The following is an 18,405-nucleotide window of genomic DNA, read 5'->3' as shown; positions in this document are numbered from 1 at the left end:
ACAGCCTATCCGCCGGTCGCGGGCCCGCGGTCCACGGGACGCGTGGGGCCGAAGGCCCTCTTGTTGCGCGGGGGTTGAGACGGTAGACCACGCGTACTGATTCTCAACCGGAGGTACGTATGGGGATATCCCGGCCATCAAGACCCGTTCTGCTCACCACCCTCGCCTCGGCGGGAGCGCTCCTTTTCACCACGCTCGCCCCCGGCAGCGCGACGGCCGACCCCCGTCCCGGCGGGCGCGACATCCTGCGCGAGGGCTCGCCGCTCAGCAGCACGGAACGGGCCGCCAGGAACCCGGAGAGCGCCGCCGACCGTGCGCTGGGAGCATCCGCCGGGGCCGGCCTCGCGAGCGGCAAGAACCGCGGCTATCCCCGCGAGCAGAAGCTCACTCCGCCGCCGGCCAACCCTGACGACAAGTCGATAAAACTGGGCCTGGCGCCCTATCACTCCATAGCCCCGAAGCTGAATGACATCCAAGGCATCGGCGACCGGGTCAGCGTCGAGATCGCGGGCCGTTCGGCGGGCGGCCACCAGCTCTACCTGGTGACGGTCACCTCCCCCGAGTCCGCCGAGGAGACCGCACGCCAGGAGCGGATGCGCGACCTCATCGAGAACGCGCCCGGCACCGCCGCGAAGGACCCGGCGGTCAAGTCCTCGTACAAGACACCGGTCTTCGTCAACAACAACATCCACGGCAACGAGTGGGAGGGCACGGACGCCGCCCTCAAGCTCATCGAGAAGCTCGCGAAGGCCAAGGACGGCAAGACCAAGGACCTCCTCGCGCACAACCGGCTGTACTTCAACGTCACGGCCAACCCCGACGGACGGATCGCGGGCACCCGCGCCAACGCCAACGGCTTCGACCTCAACCGCGACTTCATCACCGCCTCGCAGCCCGAGGTCCGCGCGATGCGGCAGATAGCCGTCGACAAGCAGCCCGCGGTCATGATCGACCTGCACGGGTACGTCAACGGCACCCTGATCGAGCCGACGACTCCCCCGCACGGCGAGAACTACGAGTACGACCTCTTCCTCAAGAACACCTACGCCAACGCCCTGGGCATGGAGGCCGCGGTCAACGGCCTCGGCTACACCCCCGAGAAGGACGGCGTGGAGCCCGCGATCATCCCCTTCCGCGACCAGGAAGAGGGCTGGGACGACTGGCCGCCGATCTTCACCCCGCAGTACATGCCGTTCCACGGCGCGGTCGCCGCGCACACCATCGAGTTCCCGATGACCGTCAACAACGACGAGTACGACGAACTCCCGGTGCCCGAGCTGCGACGCCGTTCCGCGATCAACGTGGACATCGCGGGAGCGGCGATGTCGGCGACCCTCGCCTACACGCAGGAGCACCGGACCTCGGTGATCGCCGACCAGATCGAGACGTTCCGGCGCGGCGCGGCGGGCGCGAAGCAGGTGCCGGTGTCGCCGGAGACCGTGCCCGGGGTGCCCGGCATCGGTCCGGAGGACGTCTATACGACCGACTTCCCCCGCGCGTACGTGATTCCGCGGGGCAAGGAGAAGGGCGAGCGCGGCCAGCGTTCGGCGGCGGCCGCCTCGCGGCTCGTGGAGCACCTGCTCGACAACGACGTCCGTGTCCGCAGGGCGACGCGTGACTTCAGACTGGGCGGGGCCTCGTACGCCGAGGGTTCGTACGTCGTCGACATGCGCCAGCCCAAGCGCGGGCTCGCCAATGTGATGCTCGCCGACGGGCGCGACATCAGCGACAAGGTGTCCACCATGTACGACATCTCGGGGTGGAGCCTCGGGCGGCTGTGGGGCGCGACGGTGGACTCCGTGAAGGGCGGCTCGCTGTCCGGGGTGCGGTCGCGTGCCGTGGACTCCGCGTCGCGGGTCGGGTATGTCGCGTCGCGCGGGGATCTGCGGCTGCGGCTCGATGACGCGCGGGAGGTGGCCGCCCTCAACTGGCTTCTCGCGCGCGGTACTTCCGTGCGCCGGGCCGATGACGGGAGCGTGATCCTGCCGTCGTCCGCGCGGGGCGCCGCGGCCGCGGCGGCGAAGAGGTACGACGTCGCTTTCGACGCGACGAAGGCGAAGGGCGGTCCTGCCGTCCGCTCGACGCGGGTCGCTGCCGCCGTCACTCCGGGTGAACTGTTCGCGCTGCGGGAGATGAACTTCGACGTGGTGCCGGTGTCGACGGATGTCCTCAACGCCGGGTTCGACTGGAAGAAGTCGGGGGCGAGCGCGCTGTTCGTGTCGGCTGGGCTTTCGTACGGGGAGCTGAACGCGGGGGCGAAGGCCGGGCTCGACGCGTTTCTCGCCGGGGGCGGTGGTCTTGTCGGGCGGGGTTCGGAGGGGGCCGCGTTGAACTCCGACGCGAAGTTGCTCTCCGTGCGGGCGGTTTCCGGGAACGGGGATGCCAACGGTGTGGTGCGGGTCGTCAACTCCGGTGGTCCTGTCACCGGTGGTGCGCCGGAGCACTCGTTCGTCTACGCGCCCATGTGGTTCACCGGGCTGGGTAGTGGGGTGCGGGTCGAGCAGTCGTACGGGGGCGGGAATCCGCTGCTGTCCGGCCACTGGCGTGCGGTGGAGGGTGGCGCCGGTGGCCCCTCTGACGCCGCAGGTCAGGCCTCCGTCGTCAGCGGCGCCGCCGCGAAGTCCCGTGTGGTCCTGTTCGGCACCGAGCCCCTGTTCCGTGACCACCCCAAGGGGGTGTTCCCGCAGGTGGGGCGGGCGCTGCTGAGCGTGGGCCGGGGCTGAGGTCCGGGCGGTCCCTGCGGGGCTCTCCCCAATCCCGCCCCTTCCCGAAAACCCGCTCGGCGCGGGGGCCTTGTACGTACCGTCATCACCGGCTGCGCCGAGTTCGTCCTCAAACGCCGGACGGGCTGAAATTCCTGCCGGGCCGGGCTGAAATCTTTCAGCCGTCCGGCGTTTGAGGACGCCCCGGCGCAGCCGGTTTTCGGGAAGGGGCGGGGTTGGGGAATTCTCCTGGCTTTGCACGCAGTTGCACCACGCAGGGAGGTACCGAGAACCCATGACCCGCGAGATCAAGGTGCAAGGCACCACCGCAGCCGGATACGAAGCCGTCCGGGACGCGTTCACCGCGCTGCTCGCCGCGGAGAAGCCCGATCACGCCGCGCAGCTTTCCGCGTACGTGCAGGGAAAGCACGTCGTCGACCTCTGGGTCGGGCCGGACACCGGGCCCGAGACGCTGTTCGGCGTCTACTCCTCCACGAAGGGCGCCGCCTACCTCGTCATCGCCCTCCTCGTCCAGGACGGCGTCCTGGACCTGGATCAAAAAGTGGCCCACTACTGGCCGGAGTTCGCCGCCGAGGGCAAGGCAGACATCACCCTCAGGGAACTGCTCTCGCACCGCGCGGGCATCGTCGGCGCCGACTCCGGGTTCACGCCGGAGGAGGTCGCCGACGACCGCGCCGTCGCCGCGCGCCTGGCGGGCCAGCGCCCCTACTGGCGCCCCGGTACCGCCTTCGGCTACCACGCCCTCGCCATCGGCGCCCTGGCCGGCGAGGTCGTCCTGCGCGCCACCGGGCAGACCCTGCACGAGCTGTACGAGGAGCGGGTCCGGGCCCCGCTCGGGCTCGACCTCTACCTCGGGCTCCCCGAGGAACTGGAGCCCCGGTTCCGGTCCGTCCTTCCGATGATCCCGACCCCCGCGGAACAAGCCGCATTGGACGCGCAGCCGCCGCAGCCCGGCACCCTGGCCTCCATCGCCTTCAACCGCAACGGCGCGCACCCCACCGACCTGGAGGCGTTCCCCAACTCGCGCCTGGTGCGTGCCAAGGGGCCCGCGTCCGCGGGCGGTGTCGGCTCGGCGCGCGGCCTCGCCGGGATGTACGCGGCGGCGGTCACCGGGCTCGACGGCCGGGAGCCTCTGCTGAAGCCGGACACCGTGGCCGAGTTCGGGCAGATCCATTCCCATGGGTTCGACCTGGTGGCCAGGGCCCGCAAATCGTTCGGCGTGGGGTTCCAGAACGTCGCCGAGGCCTGGTATCCCTTCCTCGGCGCGGGTTCCATCGGGCACAAGGGCGTGGGCGGCTCGCAGGCGTTCGCCGATCCGCGCAGCGGGCTCGCCTATGGCTACACGCGGCGCCGCTTCCCCTTCCCCGCCGGTCCGGTCCCGGAGGACGAGCCCCTGGTGCGGGCCATCCACACGGCGACCGTCAGCCGCTGATCCGCACGACGGACCGCAGGGTCGCAGGACCGCACGACGCAGGGCCGCACCCCGGCGTTCCGGGGTGCGGCCCTGCGTGCGGATCCAGGGGAGAGCGTCAGGCGACGGCCAGCTCCACCTTGATGTTGCCGCGCGTGGCGTTCGAGTACGGGCACACCTGGTGCGCCTTCTCGACCAGGGACTGCGCGGTGGCCGCGTCCACGTTCGGGATGGAGGCGCTGATCGCGACCTCCAGGCCGAAGCCGCCGGCCTCGGTCGAGCCGATGCCGACCTTGGCGGTGACGGTCGAGCCCGTGATGTCGACGTTCTCCTTGCGGGCGACCACGCCGAGCGCGCCCTGGAAGCAGGCGCTGTAGCCGGCCGCGAAGAGCTGCTCGGGGTTGGTGCCCGCGCCGCTGCCGCCCATCTCCTTCGGCGGGTTCACGACCACGTCGAGCTTGCCGTCATCGGTGGCGACGCGGCCGTCACGGCCGTTCTCGGCGGTGGCGACGGCGGTGTACTTGACGTCGATCTGCTGGATGGACATAAGTGCCGGTTCCTCCTGAGATGTTCCGCGATGCGCGCCCACAGTCGCGACAATGTGGAATCACTTTATCGGATGCCGGAAAGTAACTTCCGGCGGTGCGTCTCGCGTGCCCTCGCCTCAGGCCAGGGAAACGACCATCTTTCCGGTGTTCTCGCCGCGCAGCATGCCGAGGAAGGCCTCCACGCCGTTCTCGACGCCCTCGACGAACGTCTCGTTGTACTTGAGCTCGCCGGAGCGGATCCAGGCGCCGACCTCGCTGACGAACTGCGGCTGGAGGTTCTCGTGGTCGCCGACGAGGATGCCCTGGAGGCGCAGGCGCTTGCCGATGATCATGGCCATGTTGCGCGGGCCCGGCGTCGGCTCGGTGTCGTTGTAGCCGGCGATCATGCCGCAGATCGTGGCGCGGCCGTGCACGTTCATGCGGCTGATGGCCGCTTCGAGGTGCTCGCCGCCGACGTTGTCGAAGTAGACGTCGATGCCGTCGGGGGCCGCCTCCTTCAGCTGCTCGACGACCGGACGCGGGTCCTTGTAGTTGAACGCGGCGTCGAAGCCGAGCTCCTCGACGAGGTGCTTCACCTTCTCGTCGGAGCCCGCCGAGCCGATGACGCGCGAGGCGCCCTTGAGCTTGGCCATCTGGCCGACCTGCGAGCCGACGGCACCCGCGGCGCCGGAGACGAACACGGCGTCGCCCTCCTTGAAGGAGGCGACCTCGAAGAGGCCCGCGTAGGCGGTCAGACCGGGCATGCCGAGCACGCCGAGGTACGCCGAGAGCGGCGCGGCCTGCGCGTCCACCTTGACGGCGTGCTTGGCCGGGACGGTCGCGTACTCGCGCCAGCCGGCGAAGTGCAGGACGTGGTCGCCCGCCGCGATCCCCTCGGCGTTCGACGCGACGACCTCGCCGACCGCACCGCCCTGCATGGGCTCGTCCAGCTTGAACGGCGGGGTGTACGACTTCACGTCGTTCATCCGGCCGCGCATGTACGGGTCCACGGAGAAGTGCAGGTTGCGGACCAGGATCTGGCCGTCGGCCGGGGCGGAGACAGGGGCCTCGCGCAGCGCGAAGTCCTCCGGGACCGGCCAGCCGTGCGGGCGGCGCACGAGGTGCCATTCGCGGCTGACGTCGGGGAGCTGCGCGGACCCGGGGGCCTCGGGGGTGACGGACATGCGGGCGTCCTCCTCCTGCTCAGGCTGCCGTCGCCGGCAGGCTGGTGTCTCGAAAATGCTTCAGGTTATGAAACAACCATGCTCCTACATATTTCATGATGTCAAGTAACCGGGTAGCCTGGAGCTCATGGCCACCACCAGCTCCCGCACCCCGCGCACCGACCCCCTGACGCTCGAAGTCGTCGAGCTCATCGGCACGGTCGTCGCGCGTTACTACGAGGAGTACGACGCCGCGGCGGGCAAGCACGCCCTCACCGGCGCGCAGGCACGCGTCCTCGGGCTGCTTTCCCTCGAACCGCTGCCCATGCGGCGCATAGCCCAGAAGCTGAAGTGCGAGCCGTCGAACATCACGGGGATCATCGACCGTCTGGAGGCGCGCGGACTCGTCGAGCGGCGGCCCGATCCGGCCGACCGCCGCGTGAAGCTCGCCGCGCCGACGGACGAGGGCCTCGCGGTCGCCCGCAGCCTGCGCGAGTCGCTGGACTTCGCCAGGGAGCCGCTCGCCGAGCTCTCCCGCGAGGAGCGGCTCTCGCTGCGCGCGCTGCTGCGCAGGATGATCGGCGAGGGCGGCGGGGACGGGACCTGACCCTCGGGCCTGACCCTCGCCCCGCCTTGGCCGACCGCTCCGGGCAGGCGGCCTCAGCCGACCGTCAGGTGCACCACCACAGGAAGCGGTCGCAGGTCTCCGAGGGCTCCGGATCGGGCGTCGGGTCCGGTCGCTGTGTGGTCGGCGGGGGCGTGGTTCCGGGGGTGTCCGGAGCGTCCGGTGAGTCCGGGGTGCCGGGTGCGGAGGTCGTGGCCGGGGCGGTCGAACCGGCGGACTCGCCGGACTCGTCCGTCGCCTCCGTCTGCTTGCCGCCCTTGGCGTTGCGCGTCTCCTTGTCCCCCTTGTCCGCCTTGCCTGCCTTGTCTTTGGGGGACCCGGACGCCGAAGCCGATGCCGAGGGGTCGGCCGACTGGTCCGCGGCGGCCTCGGCGTCCGCCGCCGCGCCGCTCGGGGAGTCGCCCGGTGTCCGTGACGCGGACCCGTCCGCGGCGCCGTCCGGCGACGAGGACGCCGTGGGTTCGTCCGAAGGGCCCTCGATGCCGAGTTCGGCCAGGCTCAGCCCGCCGGCCGCCAGCGCGAGCCCCGCGGTGATCAGCAGGACCTTGCGGCGTCTGCGGCGGTGCGCCCGGCGACCGCGCTCCCGGCGGCGGCCTCTGCCTCTGCCGCGCGGCGCCTCGTCGTCGTACGCGCCCTCGGAACCGCCCGGTTCGTTCTGTGCGGCGACCGCCTCCGCGTACTCACGGCAGGCTTCGGCCGGGGTTCCGCACCCCGGGCAGGCCAGGGCGCCGTTGAGGTGCCTGTGGCACGGGTGGCAGTAGTCCATGAGGCATGGAGGCTAAGTGAGGCGCGGGTAACAGAGGAAGCCGCTGCCGTGAAGGTTGTGTGCGGAATCGAATGTTCCAGCGGCGCCCGCTTCCGCTATGGGGCGATCCGCCTGTTCCGCGCCGGTCACGGACGTCTGCCTGCTCGGGCCTAGCCCGCGAACGCCGCCTGTTCCACGCCCTGTCCCGCGTCCGGCACCACGAGTACGGATCCGGACAAGGGGTGCGGTGCCTCAAGTCCCGTACGGGCGGAGGTGATGTAGAGGTCGCGCAGTCCCGCACCGCCGAACGCGCACGCGGTCGGGCGGGCCACCGGGAGCTCGATCACCCGGTCCAGGGCGCCGGAGGGGGTGTAGCGGCGCACGGCCGCTCCGTCCCACAGGGCGACCCAGATACAGCCGTCGGCGTCGACGGCGAGCCCGTCGGGGTATCCGGCCACGGGCTCTACGGCCACCAAGGGGCGCCGCGATACCGGGAGTTGGTCCTCGCCCACCTCCAGTACGTCGATGCGCCGGGTGAGGGTGTCGATGTAGTACATGGAGCGGCCGTCCGGGCTCCAGCCCGTGCCGTTGCTGACCGACACGTCGTCGAAGACCTCGGTCACGGTGCCGTCGCCGGTCAGCCGGATCAGGTTGCCGCCGCCCGTCGCCTCGTCGTAGCGCATCGTGCCCGCCCAGAGCGAGCCGTCGGGGGCGACCGCCGCGTCGTTGCCCCGGCGGCCCGGCACGGGCTCGTGGTGCAGCCAACGGAACGCGCCGCCGTCGGCCATGGAGTCGTACAGAGCCACGCCGTCCCGGAGGTTGACCACCAGGCCGCCGCCCGCGCGCGGCTTCGCGGCGCCGACGTGCTGCTCGGTGGCCATGACCGAGCGGCGCCCGGTCGACGGGTCGTACGTGTGCACGCGGGAGCTGAGGATGTCGACCCAGATCAGCCGCCGGGCGGCATGATCCCAGGTGGGGCCCTCGCCGAGTGCTGCCTGCGCGCGTACCGCTATGTCCATTGCCGCAGGCTACCCGCACACCCCCGCTCAGCCCACCCGCCCGAGTTCGCCGCGCAACCGCCGGGCCCTGAGCACCAGTTCCAGCTCGAAGCGGCGGTCGGGATCGTCGACCTCGTCGCCCCACAGCTCCCTGATCTGCCGCAGGCGGTAGCGCACCGTCTGCGGATGCACCCCGAGGCGGGCCGCGACCTCCGGCGCTCCGCCCCGCGTCTCCAGCCAGGCGAGCAGCGTCTCGGCGAGGCGGCGGCCGTGTGCGGGGCCGCAGTGCGCGAGCGGGGCCAGGCAGCGGCGGGCCAGGTCCTCGATGAGTTCCTCCGGCTGGAGCAGGACCAGGGCCTCGGTGTGCTCGGTGCAGTGCAGCACCTCACCGGAGGGCAGCAGTCCGCGTTCCATCAGGCGGACCGCGGCCTCGGCCCAGCGCAGCGACTTCGCGGCGTCCGCGAGCGGCACGGGCGGACCGATCGCGCCGGACCAGCCCGCCATGGTGCGCCGGAGCAGCTCGGGACGGCCCGCCGCTTCCGGGTCGGGGACGACCATGCGGGGCTGTTCGGTCTCCATGTCGAGCAGGACGCCCTGGCCCACGGCGGGCGCCACGGCTTCCCTCGCCGGGCGCAGCAGTACGCCGACGGCGACCCGCTCGGGCAGCTGCCAGCCGACGCGGGCGGCCCGTTCGTCGAGCGCGCTGCGGACACCGGGCCGCCGCTGCCCGGAGTGCGAACCGGAACCCGGACCGGGACCGGAATCGGCCGGCGCTCCCGACCCCGATTCGCCGCGCCGCTCGGAGAGCAGCAGCTCCATCAACTTCCGTTGCAGGCGCAGGCGTTCACCCGCCTGCCGGGCCGCGGCCTCGGCGTATCCGCGGACGGACTGGTCGACCAGGCCGTCCAGATACTCGAAGCCCGACTCGGCGAGTTCGTACATGGCCGGTGGCGGGATCTCGATCTGCTGGCCGATCTCGGCCAGGCGGCGCCAGGCCAGCCGTACGCCGAGGCGGTAGATCGCCTGGAGCGAGTCGAGGCTGCGGCCGTGCAGGCCCTCGCCCCTGCCGAATTCCTGGAAGACCTCCAGCGGATAGCGGGGCCGCCCCTCGGCGGACGCGATCTGCTGGACGAACCCCTCCAGGGCACGGCGTATGCCGATGAGCGCCATGGGCTCGCCGGAGTCGTCGAGGACGACCGGCAGGCCGGGGTATTCGGCGCGGATCTCGCGGAGTATGTCCTGGGCCAGGGCGGGCACTTCGTCCAGGGCGAGCGCCGCGAACCGGCGGACGAGGACGGGCGGCACGTCGCGCCAGGCCGAGCGGACGGACAGCGAACCCTGGCTCTCGGTCACGGGTACGGCCACTCACTGTCCCCGAGGGGCAGTTTCATAGTGCACGAGTGGTGTGTTGGGCTGGTCCGGTGTCGCGTTCAGGAGGGCGACGATGCCGAACGCGGCGCCCACGGCGAGTGCCGCTGCGGCCACGACGGTCAGACCGGCGGCTAGCAATCGGTGCATGTCAGGGTCAGCCTCTCTGCTGGAGGTCGTCCCCACCCTGGTCGTACGGATGTCAGTTGACGTCTGGCGCACAGCCCCCTACCGGCCCCGCCCGGCAAGTGCACAGTCTCATCACGGCATTGACACTTCGTCAAGGGTCCGCCTAGCGTCACGGCCCCATACGGCTCGGTAACACTTCTCACCCGCCCCCAGGAGTGCCGGATGCGCCGCACAGCTTCACCCCTCTCGCTGATCCTCCTCGGTCTGGGCGTGTTTCTGCTCGTCCTGGCCCCGATGCTTGCCTGGTACGTCGCACCGCAAGCGAAACGCACTCCCGTCGACATCGACACCACCACGGTCTTCAAGGGCAAAGGCAGTTATTTCGACACCGAGAAGATCAAGACCGTGCACGGCAAGAACCTGACGATCACGCGTCAGGTGCGCGGTGACGTGGCCGACAGCAACGACGAGCACGCGGTCTGGGACGTGGTCACGTCCGTCGACCCGGACTCGTCGCTTCCGGCCTCCGACCCGCACGATTCGCTCCAGTTCACGACGGAGCGCTGGGTCACCGACCGCGAGACGAACCGGCCGGTCCACTGCTGCGGCGAGAAGCCGTACTTCGAGGGCGAGGCCTACCTCAAGTTCCCCTTCGACGTGCAGAAACGCTCCTACATCTGGTGGGACAACACCCTGGGCGCGACCGTCCCGCTGACCTTCCGGGGCACCAAGAAGATCCAGGGGTACGAGGGCTACCGCTTCACCGCGAAGGTGAAGCCCGCCAAGACCGGAACACGCCTCGTCCCCGGCCGTCTGGTGGGACAGCCCAAGCGCAGCAACGTGCTCGCCGAGGAGTGGTACGCCAACCACGGCGTCGAGCTGGTCGCCGACAAGCGCACGGGCCGGATCATCTACGCGGCCATCGGCCCCCGCAAGACGCTGCGCGCCCCCGGCTCGGACAAGGACGCCACGGTGCTGCTCGACAGCAAGCGCATCGCGTTCACGACCAAGACGCAGAAGGCGCAGGTCGAACTCGCCGACGACGACAGCAGCCGGCTCGCGCTGGTCGGCGGGACGCTTCCGGTGGGGGCGGCCGTGCTGGGCGGGCTGCTCGCGATCGCCGGAGGCGTTCTGGTACTGCGGGGACGGCGGTCCGACAGCGGGACACAAGGGACGAACGGGCCGGGCAATGCCGCGGAGCCGAACGGTCCGAATGGCGATACGTCCCCAACCACCCTGCAACCCAGCACGATGTGATGAGACGTCAGCCGTTGAAAGCCCAGAACTTGTCACTTCGGTGAGTAGCCGCGTCGAAGACTGCGGCGAAAACTAACGTTCCCACCCGAGCACAGTCCCCGCACCACCCCCGCACCGCCCCCGCACAGTCACAGCACCGCGCACAGCCCGAGCACAGCACGTCCGCAAGCGACCCCCGAACGGTGCAACCCCCCATAAGCGCCTCACGGTTCCGCACCCTGACGAGTTGGAGCACGCATGCCCCAGCACGTGCCTTCTCCGCTGCGCGCCGCCGCCCCGCGGGTCGCGCAACGGCTTCCGGCACTTCCCCCGCAGCCGCGCCGGATCGTTTTTCTCGCCCGCCGCGATCTCGCGAACCCGGCCGCGGGCGGGTCCGAACTGCTCGTCGACCGACTGGCCGACGGCCTGAGCAAGCTCGGCCACCAGGTCACCCTCCTGTGCGGGGGCCCTGCCGCGTTCCGCGACTACCGCGTCGTGTCGGCGGGCGGCGACCTCGGGCACTATCTGCGCTCGCGTTCCGCCTTCACCCGGCAGGTCGGCGACTGCGACCTCCTCGTCGAGGTCTGCAACGGCATGCCCTACCTGGCGCCGCTGTGGCACCGCGGGCCCACGCTGTGCCTGGTCAACCACGTCCACACCGATCTGTGGGGGATGCGCTTCCAGGGCGCGCTCGCCCCAGCGGCCCGGCTCGGCCGAAGACTCGAACACTGGTCGCTCTCCGGCGCCCAGCGCGGCAATCTCCTGGTGGCCGTCTCGCCGTCGACGGCCACCGCCCTGCGCGCGATAGGCGTCGAGCGCGAGCGCATACGGATAGTCCACAACGGCGTCGAGGAGCCGGGGACACTGCACCCCCGCTCGGACGAGCCGCTGTTCCTGGCCATGGGACGCCTCGTCGAGTACAAGCGCATCGATCTGCTCCTGCGCCTCTGGGAGCGCGTCAGACCCGTCACCGGAGGCCGTCTGGTGATCGTGGGCGACGGTCCCGAACGGGAGCGTCTGGAACAACTCGCCGGTCCCGGCGTGGAGTTCAGGGGCCATGTCTCCGAGGCCGAGAAGCACCGGCTGCTCTGCGAGGCGTGGATGCTGCTCCATCCCTCGGCCGTGGAGGGCTGGGGCCTGGTGATCACCGAGGCGGCGACCCGTTCGACGCCGGCCATCGGTTTCGACGTACCGGGCGTACGCGACTCCATCGAGGACGGCGTGACGGGGCTGCTCGCCCGCGGCGAGAGTTCCTTCGCCGCCGCCTGGTGCACGCTGGCGCTGAGCACCGAGCGCCGCAGGGCCTTCGGCAAGGCCGCCGGTGAGCGGGCCACCGGCTACCGGTGGGCCAACTCCGTACGCGAGTTCCAGGCGGTGGCCAACGAGGCGATCGCCACGCACCAGGCCACACAGCAGGCACCCCAGGGGTCCGTGTGAAGGACCCGTCCCTGCGCCGTTCCGTCACCCTCTTCCGGGCCTTCCTGCGCGAGCAGCAGGAGCCCGAGCGGTGTTACACCCTGCTCGCACGTGACGCCGCCGACCAGGTCGAGGCCTACGGACCGGTCAGGGACCGCGTCGTCGTCGACATCGGCGGCGGCGGGGGCTACTTCACCGAGGAGTTCCGGCGGCGCGGCGCGCACAGCTTCCTCTTCGAGCCGGACCCGGCCGAGCTGGGCGCCAAGCCGCCGGAGGGCTCCGTCGTCGCCGACGGGTACCTCCTGCCGCTGGCGGACGGCGTCGCCGACGTCACGTTCTCCTCCAACGTCCTCGAGCACGTGGACGATCCGCAGACGTTCCTCAGCGAGATGGTGCGGGTGACCAGGCCCGGCGGCCTGATCTATGTCTCCTTCACCAACTGGTACTCGCCGTGGGGCGGCCACGAGTGGGCGCCCTGGCACTACCTGGGCGGCGCCCGCGGGCGGGCCCGCTATGAACGGCGTACCGGAAAACCAGCCAAACACACGCTCGGCGCGAACCTCTTCGCCCACCACGTCGGCCCGACCCTGCGCCAGGTGCGGGCCAGGGACGACGTGTCCGTCGTGTCCGCACGGTCCCGCTACTGGCCCTTCCTGGCCGGTGCCATCACCAAAGTGCCGGGTGTACGCGAGTTCGCCACCTGGAATCTCCTCCTCATCCTCAGGCGGTGTCCATGACCACGGTGCAGGCCCCACCCCCGGCGTCGGTCCGGCCCACGGCTGACGCCCCCGAGCCCGGACGGGGGCCGCGCTCCAAGCGCTGGCTGTTCGGGTTCTGGGCCGTGGTGTTCGTCCTCTTCCTGGTCGTGCAGCCGGGGCGGATGACGTTCGACACCAAGCTGGGTGTGGCCGTCGACCCCTGGCAGTTCCTCTCCGACCTTGGCCAGCTCTGGCACGACCGGGGCGGCTTCGGCGGGATCCAGGACCAGTACGTCGGATACGCGTGGCCGATGCTGCCGTTCTACGGCCTCGCGGACCTCGTCCAGCTGCCGGTGTGGCTCGCGGAGCGGCTCTGGCTGTCGCTGATCGTGGCCACCGCGTTCTGGGGTGTGCTCCGGCTCTCCGAGCGTCTGCGGATGGGCAGCAGCGCGAGCCGGCTGCTCGGCGCGACGGCGTACGCCCTGTGGCCGACGTTCACCGTGGTCGTCGGGTCGACGTCGGCGGCGGCGCTGCCCGGCGCGCTGCTTCCGTGGGTGCTGCTCCCGCTGACGAACGACCGCGTCAGCGCGCGCTCTGCCGCCCTGCGCTCCGCGCTCTTCATCCCCTTCATGGGCGGCGTGAACGCGGCCGCGACGCTGGCGTCCCTCCTCCCGGTGGGCCTGTACCTCCTGTCGAGACCCAACGGACCGCGCAAGCGGAAGCTGATCCTCTGGTGGGTGCCCGGCGTCATCCTCGCCACCGCCTGGTGGGTGGTGCCGTTGTTGATGCTCGGCATCTACGGCGAGAACTTCCTTCCGTTCATCGAGACCTCGGCCACCACGACCGGCACCATGTCGGCCACGGAGACACTGCGCGGCGCCGGTAACTGGGTCGCGTACCTGAACTTCGGCGAGGCGTGGCTGCCCGCCGGGTGGGCGGTCGCCACGTCCGCGATCGTCGTGATCTGCTCGGCGTTCGCCGCCGCCCTCGGACTTGCCGGGCTCGCGCGGCGCGATCTGCCCGAGCGGCGCTGGCTCGTCCTGACCGTGCTCTCGGTCGTGCTCGTCACGCTCGCCGGGTACGGCGGCGCGTTCGGCGCGCCCTTCCACGAGACCGTGCAGTCGTGGCTGAACGGCGGGCTCGTCCCCTTCCGCAACATCTACAAGTTCCAGACGGGCCTCGCGCTCGCCCTGGTCTTCGGCCTGATGCACCTCGTGGGCGTGGCCGCGCAGTCGCGCGGGGCACGGCCGGTGCGCGGGCGGCGCTACGCCCCGCTGATCGCGGCCCTGCTCGTGCTTCCGGGCCTCGCCTTCCCCTATCTGAACGGCTCGATCCTCCAGCCCGGCTCGTTCAAGAAGCTGCCGACGTACTGGCAGGCGACGGCCGACTGGCTTCAGAAGTACTCCCCGGACTCGCGCGCGCTCGTGGTGCCCGCCACCGCGCACGGCATCTACACCTGGGGCTCGCCCATCGACCAGCCCCTGGACGTGCTCGCCGACTCGCGCTGGGCGCAGCGGGACTACGTGCCGTTCGGCACGCCCGGCAACCGGCGCGCGATGGACGCGGTGGAGCAGGCGCTCGCCACGGGTGGCGCCGTCCCCGGCCTCCAGGACTACCTGACGCGCGCGGGCCTCTACTACGTCGTCGTACGCAACGACCTCGACCCCGACCAGATCGGCAACGTGCCGACCTCGACCGTGAAGCGGACCCTTGAGGAGTCGGGCTACGACCGCGTCAAAGGCCTCGGTCCGACCGAGACCGGCGGGATCATCCCCGATGACACGCCCCTCCAGGTCGAGGGCCTCTACCCGCGCGAGCGCGCGGTGGAGATCTACGCCCCGAAGTCGGGCGCCGTGCGGCCCGGCCAGGCCGGGATCAAGCCGGTCTCGAACACCGCCGTGGTGAGCGGCGGCCCCGAGTCGCTGCTCCAGCTCTCCGCCGACCCCTCGATGCGGGACCGCCCCTCCGTCCTGACGGGCGACAACCACCCCGGAGTCGGAACTCCCGCGCTCCAGGCGGTCGGTGACGGTCTGCGCCGCGCCGACACACGCTTCGGCCTGGTCAGCTCCAACACCTCCTATACGTACACACCCGGCGAACGCAACGCGAGCGGCGCCCTCCAGGAGCCCGGCAAGAAGCCGCACCAGATCCTGCCCACCGACGGGATCGAGCACCAGACGACGGCGGTGCTGCGCGGCGCGAAGTCCGTGACGGCGTCGAGCTACGGCAACTGGCTCTTCCACCTGCCGCAGTACGACCCCGTGAACGCCTTCGACGGCAACCCGGCCACCGCCTGGGCCGAGGGCAGCCCCGGAAAGCCGAAGGGCGCCTGGATCAAGGCGGAGTTCAGGTCGAAGGAGTCGATCCCGTCCTCGATCCGGGTCATACCGCTGCCGCAGGAGGGCATGCGGGCCGCGCCGACGCGGGTGCGGGTGGAGACGGAGCAGGGCAGCCGCACGAGTTTCCTCCAGCCCAACGGCATGCGGCAGCGCATCAAGGCGCCCGCCGGTGAGTCGAGTTGGCTGAAGGTCACGATCCTGGACGCGCAGATCGGCAAGGAGGGTCTGACCGGCGCCGGGTTCTCGGAGATCACCGTTCCGGGTGTGCGTGTGACGAAGCTGCTTCAGCTGCCGAAGGACACCGGGGCCGACGCGGGCCGCGACGCCGCGGCGGGCGCCGACGCGACGACGTACTCGATGCACCGTTCGTCCGACCCGGGCGCGCTGAACGCGGTGAACGCGGAGTCGGGGCTGCACCGCCGCTTCACGACGCCCGCCGACGGCGAGTACGAGGTGAAGGCGAGCGCGCTCGCCGTGCCGGGGTCCGAGCTCGACGAACTGCTGTACAAGGTGGCTCCGGAGCAGAAGGACCAGATCATCGCGAGCGCCGACTCCACGTCGAAGCTCGGCGGCGGTCTGTCCCCGCGCAATCTCACGGACGGCGACCTGACGACGGCGTGGATCGCCGGCGACAGTCCGGTGGTCCATCTGAAGTGGAAGGGCAAGCAGCCGATCGGCGAGATCGTCCTGCCTGCGGCGGGCGGTCTCTCGACCCGCCCCGAGAAGATCGAGATCAGCTCGCCGGACGGCGCGGCGGTCGCCGGTGTCGACGAGAACGGCAACGCGCGGTTCACGCCGATCACCACGGACGAGCTGACCATCACCATCACGCAGACCGCGCCGCTCACGGTCCACAACCCGGTGGCGGACGCCCAGTTGCAGCTGCCGGTGGGCCTCACCGAGGTCTATGTCCCGGTCCTGGACAAGTTCCGCACGGAGCAGCCGCCGGCCTCGGAGAAGTTCGAGCTCGCCTGCGGGGAGGGCCCGGATCTCGCCGTCGACGGCAAGCTGCACGCGACGAGCGCGAAGGGTTCCGTACGGGATCTGGTCGAGCGGCGGCCCGTCGAGGTGACGCTCTGCTCGCGCGGCTCAAAGAACACGACGATGTCGCTCGGCTCCGGCGAGCACACCGTCGAGGCCGGTGACGCGGGCCCGCTCTCCCTGATGGACGTCTCGCTGACGCAGGGGGCGCCGGGGTCGGTCGACAAGGAGTCCCGGTCCCTGGACATCAAGGACTGGCTGGGCGACCGGCGCGAGCTGTCGGTGGGCTCGGGCGCGGCCTCGTACCTCACGACGTACGAGAACATCAACGACGGCTGGAAGGCCACGCTGAACGGCAAGGAGCTGTCGTCCGTACGGCTCGACGGCTGGCAGCAGGGCTTCCTGATCCCCGAGGGCGAGGGCGGCACGGTCAAGCTGTCGTACGAGCCCTCGCGGATCTACGAGATCGGCCTGATCGGCGGCGGTATCGGCGTCCTCGCCCTGATCGCCCTGGTCCTGATCCGGCGCCGCGAGCCGAACCCGGACGGTCCGGACGTGGCGCCGCCCGCGCCGGGGCTGATCCTGGGCACGGTGGCGCTGACGCTGGTGGGTGTCGTGATCGCGGGCTGGTTCGCGCTCCTTGTGCCCGCGCTCGCGCTGCTGGCCTGGCGCCGTCACGCGCTGCTCGTCCCGCTGGCCTTCCTTTCGATGGCGGCGGCGGGGATCGTGGCGGCGGTGAATGCCGGTGAGCCGACCACGTCGGACGCGGGCGCGTTCAGTCCCGCCGCTCAACTCCTGGCCCTCATCGCGCTGTTCGCGGCGCTCGTGAGCGTGCGGGGTGCCGCTGCGGGGGCACGCACCGATGCCGGGGGCTCCGGTGAAAGTGGCGGGACCGCCGCTTGGGAACCGCCTCCGCATCAGCCGCCGCCTGCCGCGCCCCCGGTGATGCCGCCCACCGCGCCGCGCCCCGGGCCGGACGTGGACCCGGGTACGACTCCGCTGCCCCGCCGCAAACGCGGGGAGAGCGGGCCGGGTGCGGACGCGGGCGGTGGCGGCAGCATGGACGCGGGTGGCGCGCCGCGGGCCGCGAGTTCGACCATCTCCGCCAGGGGTCCCGCGGCTGCGCAGCCGGAACTTCCGCCGCCGGGCGCGCGGCCCTCGCGGACCACGCGCTTCAGGCGGCGCAGGCCAAGGACGACGGAGGGGCTCGCGGGAACCTCGGCGCCGTCCGCCCCCGGGGAGGACACCAACCGATGACCGCACTCGATCACCCGGCACGTCACGCGGACGGACCCGAGCAGCCCCCGGAGCGCGTGCCGTTCCCCGTCGTCGACGAGGTCTCCCGGCACTGCCTCCAGGAGGAGGAGCCGGAGACGGTACACATCGAGGTCCACCTGCCCGGCACCCCGGACCCGGCCCGCCTGAAGGCCGCGTTCGCCGAGGCCCTGCGCCGCCACCCGCGCATCCTGATGCGGGAGGCGCGGGGCCCCTGGTACCGGCGGCGCTACGAGTGGGAGCTGACGGCGGAGCCTGACGTGGAGGTGGTGACGTTCCCGCCCGCGGAACGGGACGCCTTGAAGAAGGCCCGCACCCGCTCCCTGTCCCAGGCCCCGCCCTTGTCGGCTTCCCCACCGATCCGCCTGGAGGTGATCGCCGCCGAGGACGCCTCCGGCACGGTCGCCTCCGGCGCGGTAGGAGCAGCCACCTCCCAGAACGGCCACGCGAACGCGGCTCTCGGCGGGGCGGCCGGTAGGGGCCCCGCCCCCGGCCGGGAAGGGACAGTGGCCCCCGGCAGCGCTGACGCAGACGCCCGGTCCGACGAGGGCGCCAGCCGGGGCGGCGCGCCAGCCACCCCGGGGGACGAGGGGGCGGGGGCCACCAACAGCGCCCCACCCGTCACCGGCGGCACACCAACCCCGAACGGCGGCGAGTCAACCGCCGGGTCGGGCGCGAGCATCAGCCCGGGCGACGCACCCACCACCGGCACGACAGCCACCGGCGCCGCACCAACCCCGAACGGCGGTGACGCAACCGCCGGGTCGGGCG

Annotated in this window: 13 protein-coding genes and 1 pseudogene; 8 read left to right on the top strand and 6 right to left on the bottom strand. The window is 71.5% G+C overall.

The window, feature by feature from the left end; translation table 11 throughout:
- The first annotated feature begins 119 nt into the window (after positions 1-119).
- On the top strand, positions 120-2,723 hold the full coding sequence (locus tag ACQKIP_RS03595; protein ID WP_365852212.1) for a M14 family zinc carboxypeptidase: 2,604 nt from the start codon (positions 120-122) through the stop codon (positions 2,721-2,723).
- A 274-nt stretch (positions 2,724-2,997) separates the two neighbouring features.
- Positions 2,998-4,155 (top strand): serine hydrolase domain-containing protein, encoded by a 1,158-nt coding sequence (locus tag ACQKIP_RS03590; protein WP_365852210.1) that lies wholly within the window; start codon positions 2,998-3,000, stop codon positions 4,153-4,155.
- A gap of 97 nt (positions 4,156-4,252) precedes the next feature.
- Here ACQKIP_RS03590 and ACQKIP_RS03585 read toward each other — a convergent pair whose 3' ends face one another.
- Complete coding sequence (locus ACQKIP_RS03585) at positions 4,253-4,681, bottom strand: organic hydroperoxide resistance protein (protein ID WP_365852208.1); 429 nt, start codon at positions 4,679-4,681, stop codon at positions 4,253-4,255.
- Positions 4,682-4,798: 117 nt separating this feature from the next.
- Positions 4,799-5,845, bottom strand: a complete 1,047-nt coding sequence (locus tag ACQKIP_RS03580; protein WP_365852206.1) for an NADP-dependent oxidoreductase — start codon at positions 5,843-5,845, stop codon at positions 4,799-4,801.
- A 127-nt stretch (positions 5,846-5,972) separates the two neighbouring features.
- Between ACQKIP_RS03580 and ACQKIP_RS03575 the strand changes: the two genes are divergently transcribed.
- On the top strand, positions 5,973-6,431 hold the full coding sequence (locus tag ACQKIP_RS03575; RefSeq protein WP_365852204.1) for a MarR family winged helix-turn-helix transcriptional regulator: 459 nt from the start codon (positions 5,973-5,975) through the stop codon (positions 6,429-6,431).
- Positions 6,432-6,495: 64 nt separating this feature from the next.
- Here the strand turns inward: ACQKIP_RS03575 and ACQKIP_RS03570 are convergent, their stop codons facing one another.
- The 4 genes from ACQKIP_RS03570 to ACQKIP_RS03555 all read right to left on the bottom strand — a co-directional run bounded on the left by ACQKIP_RS03570 (position 6,496) and on the right by ACQKIP_RS03555 (position 9,710).
- Positions 6,496-7,215, bottom strand: coding sequence for an SCO2400 family protein (locus ACQKIP_RS03570; protein ID WP_365852202.1), 720 nt, complete (start codon positions 7,213-7,215; stop codon positions 6,496-6,498).
- A 149-nt stretch (positions 7,216-7,364) separates the two neighbouring features.
- Positions 7,365-8,213 (bottom strand): SMP-30/gluconolactonase/LRE family protein, encoded by an 849-nt coding sequence (locus ACQKIP_RS03565; RefSeq protein ID WP_365852200.1) that lies wholly within the window; start codon positions 8,211-8,213, stop codon positions 7,365-7,367.
- 27 nt (positions 8,214-8,240) lie between these two features.
- Positions 8,241-9,545 carry a helix-turn-helix domain-containing protein gene (locus tag ACQKIP_RS03560; protein WP_365852198.1) on the bottom strand — a complete coding sequence of 435 codons (1,305 nt, stop codon included), beginning with the start codon at positions 9,543-9,545 and terminating at the stop codon, positions 8,241-8,243.
- A gap of 12 nt (positions 9,546-9,557) precedes the next feature.
- The gene (locus ACQKIP_RS03555) at positions 9,558-9,710 is read right to left on the bottom strand and encodes a hypothetical protein (protein WP_365852196.1); all 153 of its coding nucleotides are present in this window, start codon (positions 9,708-9,710) and stop codon (positions 9,558-9,560) included.
- Between the two features lie 201 nt (positions 9,711-9,911).
- On the opposite strand from ACQKIP_RS03555, the gene ACQKIP_RS03550 reads away from it, so the two are divergent.
- The 5 genes and pseudogenes from ACQKIP_RS03550 to ACQKIP_RS03530 all read left to right on the top strand — a co-directional run.
- The gene (locus tag ACQKIP_RS03550; RefSeq protein WP_365852194.1) at positions 9,912-10,946 is read left to right on the top strand and encodes a DUF3068 domain-containing protein; all 1,035 of its coding nucleotides are present in this window, start codon (positions 9,912-9,914) and stop codon (positions 10,944-10,946) included.
- A gap of 237 nt (positions 10,947-11,183) precedes the next feature.
- On the top strand, positions 11,184-12,362 hold the full coding sequence (locus tag ACQKIP_RS03545; protein WP_365852192.1) for a glycosyltransferase family 4 protein: 1,179 nt from the start codon (positions 11,184-11,186) through the stop codon (positions 12,360-12,362).
- Positions 12,359-13,078, top strand: coding sequence for a class I SAM-dependent methyltransferase (locus tag ACQKIP_RS03540; RefSeq protein WP_365852190.1), 720 nt, complete (start codon positions 12,359-12,361; stop codon positions 13,076-13,078). Before ACQKIP_RS03545 ends, ACQKIP_RS03540 begins: the two co-directional genes overlap by 4 nt.
- Positions 13,075-17,616, top strand: a complete 4,542-nt coding sequence (locus ACQKIP_RS03535) for a DUF3367 domain-containing protein (protein WP_365852189.1) — start codon at positions 13,075-13,077, stop codon at positions 17,614-17,616. The genes ACQKIP_RS03540 and ACQKIP_RS03535 overlap by 4 nt, the downstream gene beginning before the upstream one ends.
- A pseudogene (locus tag ACQKIP_RS03530) lies at positions 17,613-18,405 on the top strand (condensation protein); the annotation flags it as partial. The gene ACQKIP_RS03535 and the pseudogene ACQKIP_RS03530, both read left to right, overlap by 4 nt.

The organism is Streptomyces sp. NPDC059900 (assembly GCF_050270335.1).
GTDB lineage: Bacteria > Actinomycetota > Actinomycetes > Streptomycetales > Streptomycetaceae > Streptomyces.
This window is presented reverse-complemented; position numbering and strand designations above follow the sequence as displayed.

Bases quoted from the DNA above. Each gene is read 5' to 3' on its own strand.
- ACQKIP_RS03595 (WP_365852212.1), top strand. From the start codon at position 120: ATGGGGATATCCCGGCCATCAAGACCCGTTCTGCTCACCACCCTCGCC.
- ACQKIP_RS03590 (WP_365852210.1), top strand. From the start codon at position 2,998: ATGACCCGCGAGATCAAGGTGCAAGGCACCACCGCAGCCGGATACGAA.
- ACQKIP_RS03585 (WP_365852208.1), bottom strand. From the start codon at position 4,681: ATGTCCATCCAGCAGATCGACGTCAAGTACACCGCCGTCGCCACCGCC.
- ACQKIP_RS03580 (WP_365852206.1), bottom strand. From the start codon at position 5,845: ATGTCCGTCACCCCCGAGGCCCCCGGGTCCGCGCAGCTCCCCGACGTC.
- ACQKIP_RS03575 (WP_365852204.1), top strand. From the start codon at position 5,973: ATGGCCACCACCAGCTCCCGCACCCCGCGCACCGACCCCCTGACGCTC.
- ACQKIP_RS03570 (WP_365852202.1), bottom strand. From the start codon at position 7,215: ATGGACTACTGCCACCCGTGCCACAGGCACCTCAACGGCGCCCTGGCC.
- ACQKIP_RS03565 (WP_365852200.1), bottom strand. From the start codon at position 8,213: ATGGACATAGCGGTACGCGCGCAGGCAGCACTCGGCGAGGGCCCCACC.
- ACQKIP_RS03555 (WP_365852196.1), bottom strand. From the start codon at position 9,710: ATGCACCGATTGCTAGCCGCCGGTCTGACCGTCGTGGCCGCAGCGGCA.
- ACQKIP_RS03550 (WP_365852194.1), top strand. From the start codon at position 9,912: ATGCGCCGCACAGCTTCACCCCTCTCGCTGATCCTCCTCGGTCTGGGC.
- ACQKIP_RS03545 (WP_365852192.1), top strand. From the start codon at position 11,184: ATGCCCCAGCACGTGCCTTCTCCGCTGCGCGCCGCCGCCCCGCGGGTC.
- ACQKIP_RS03535 (WP_365852189.1), top strand. From the start codon at position 13,075: ATGACCACGGTGCAGGCCCCACCCCCGGCGTCGGTCCGGCCCACGGCT.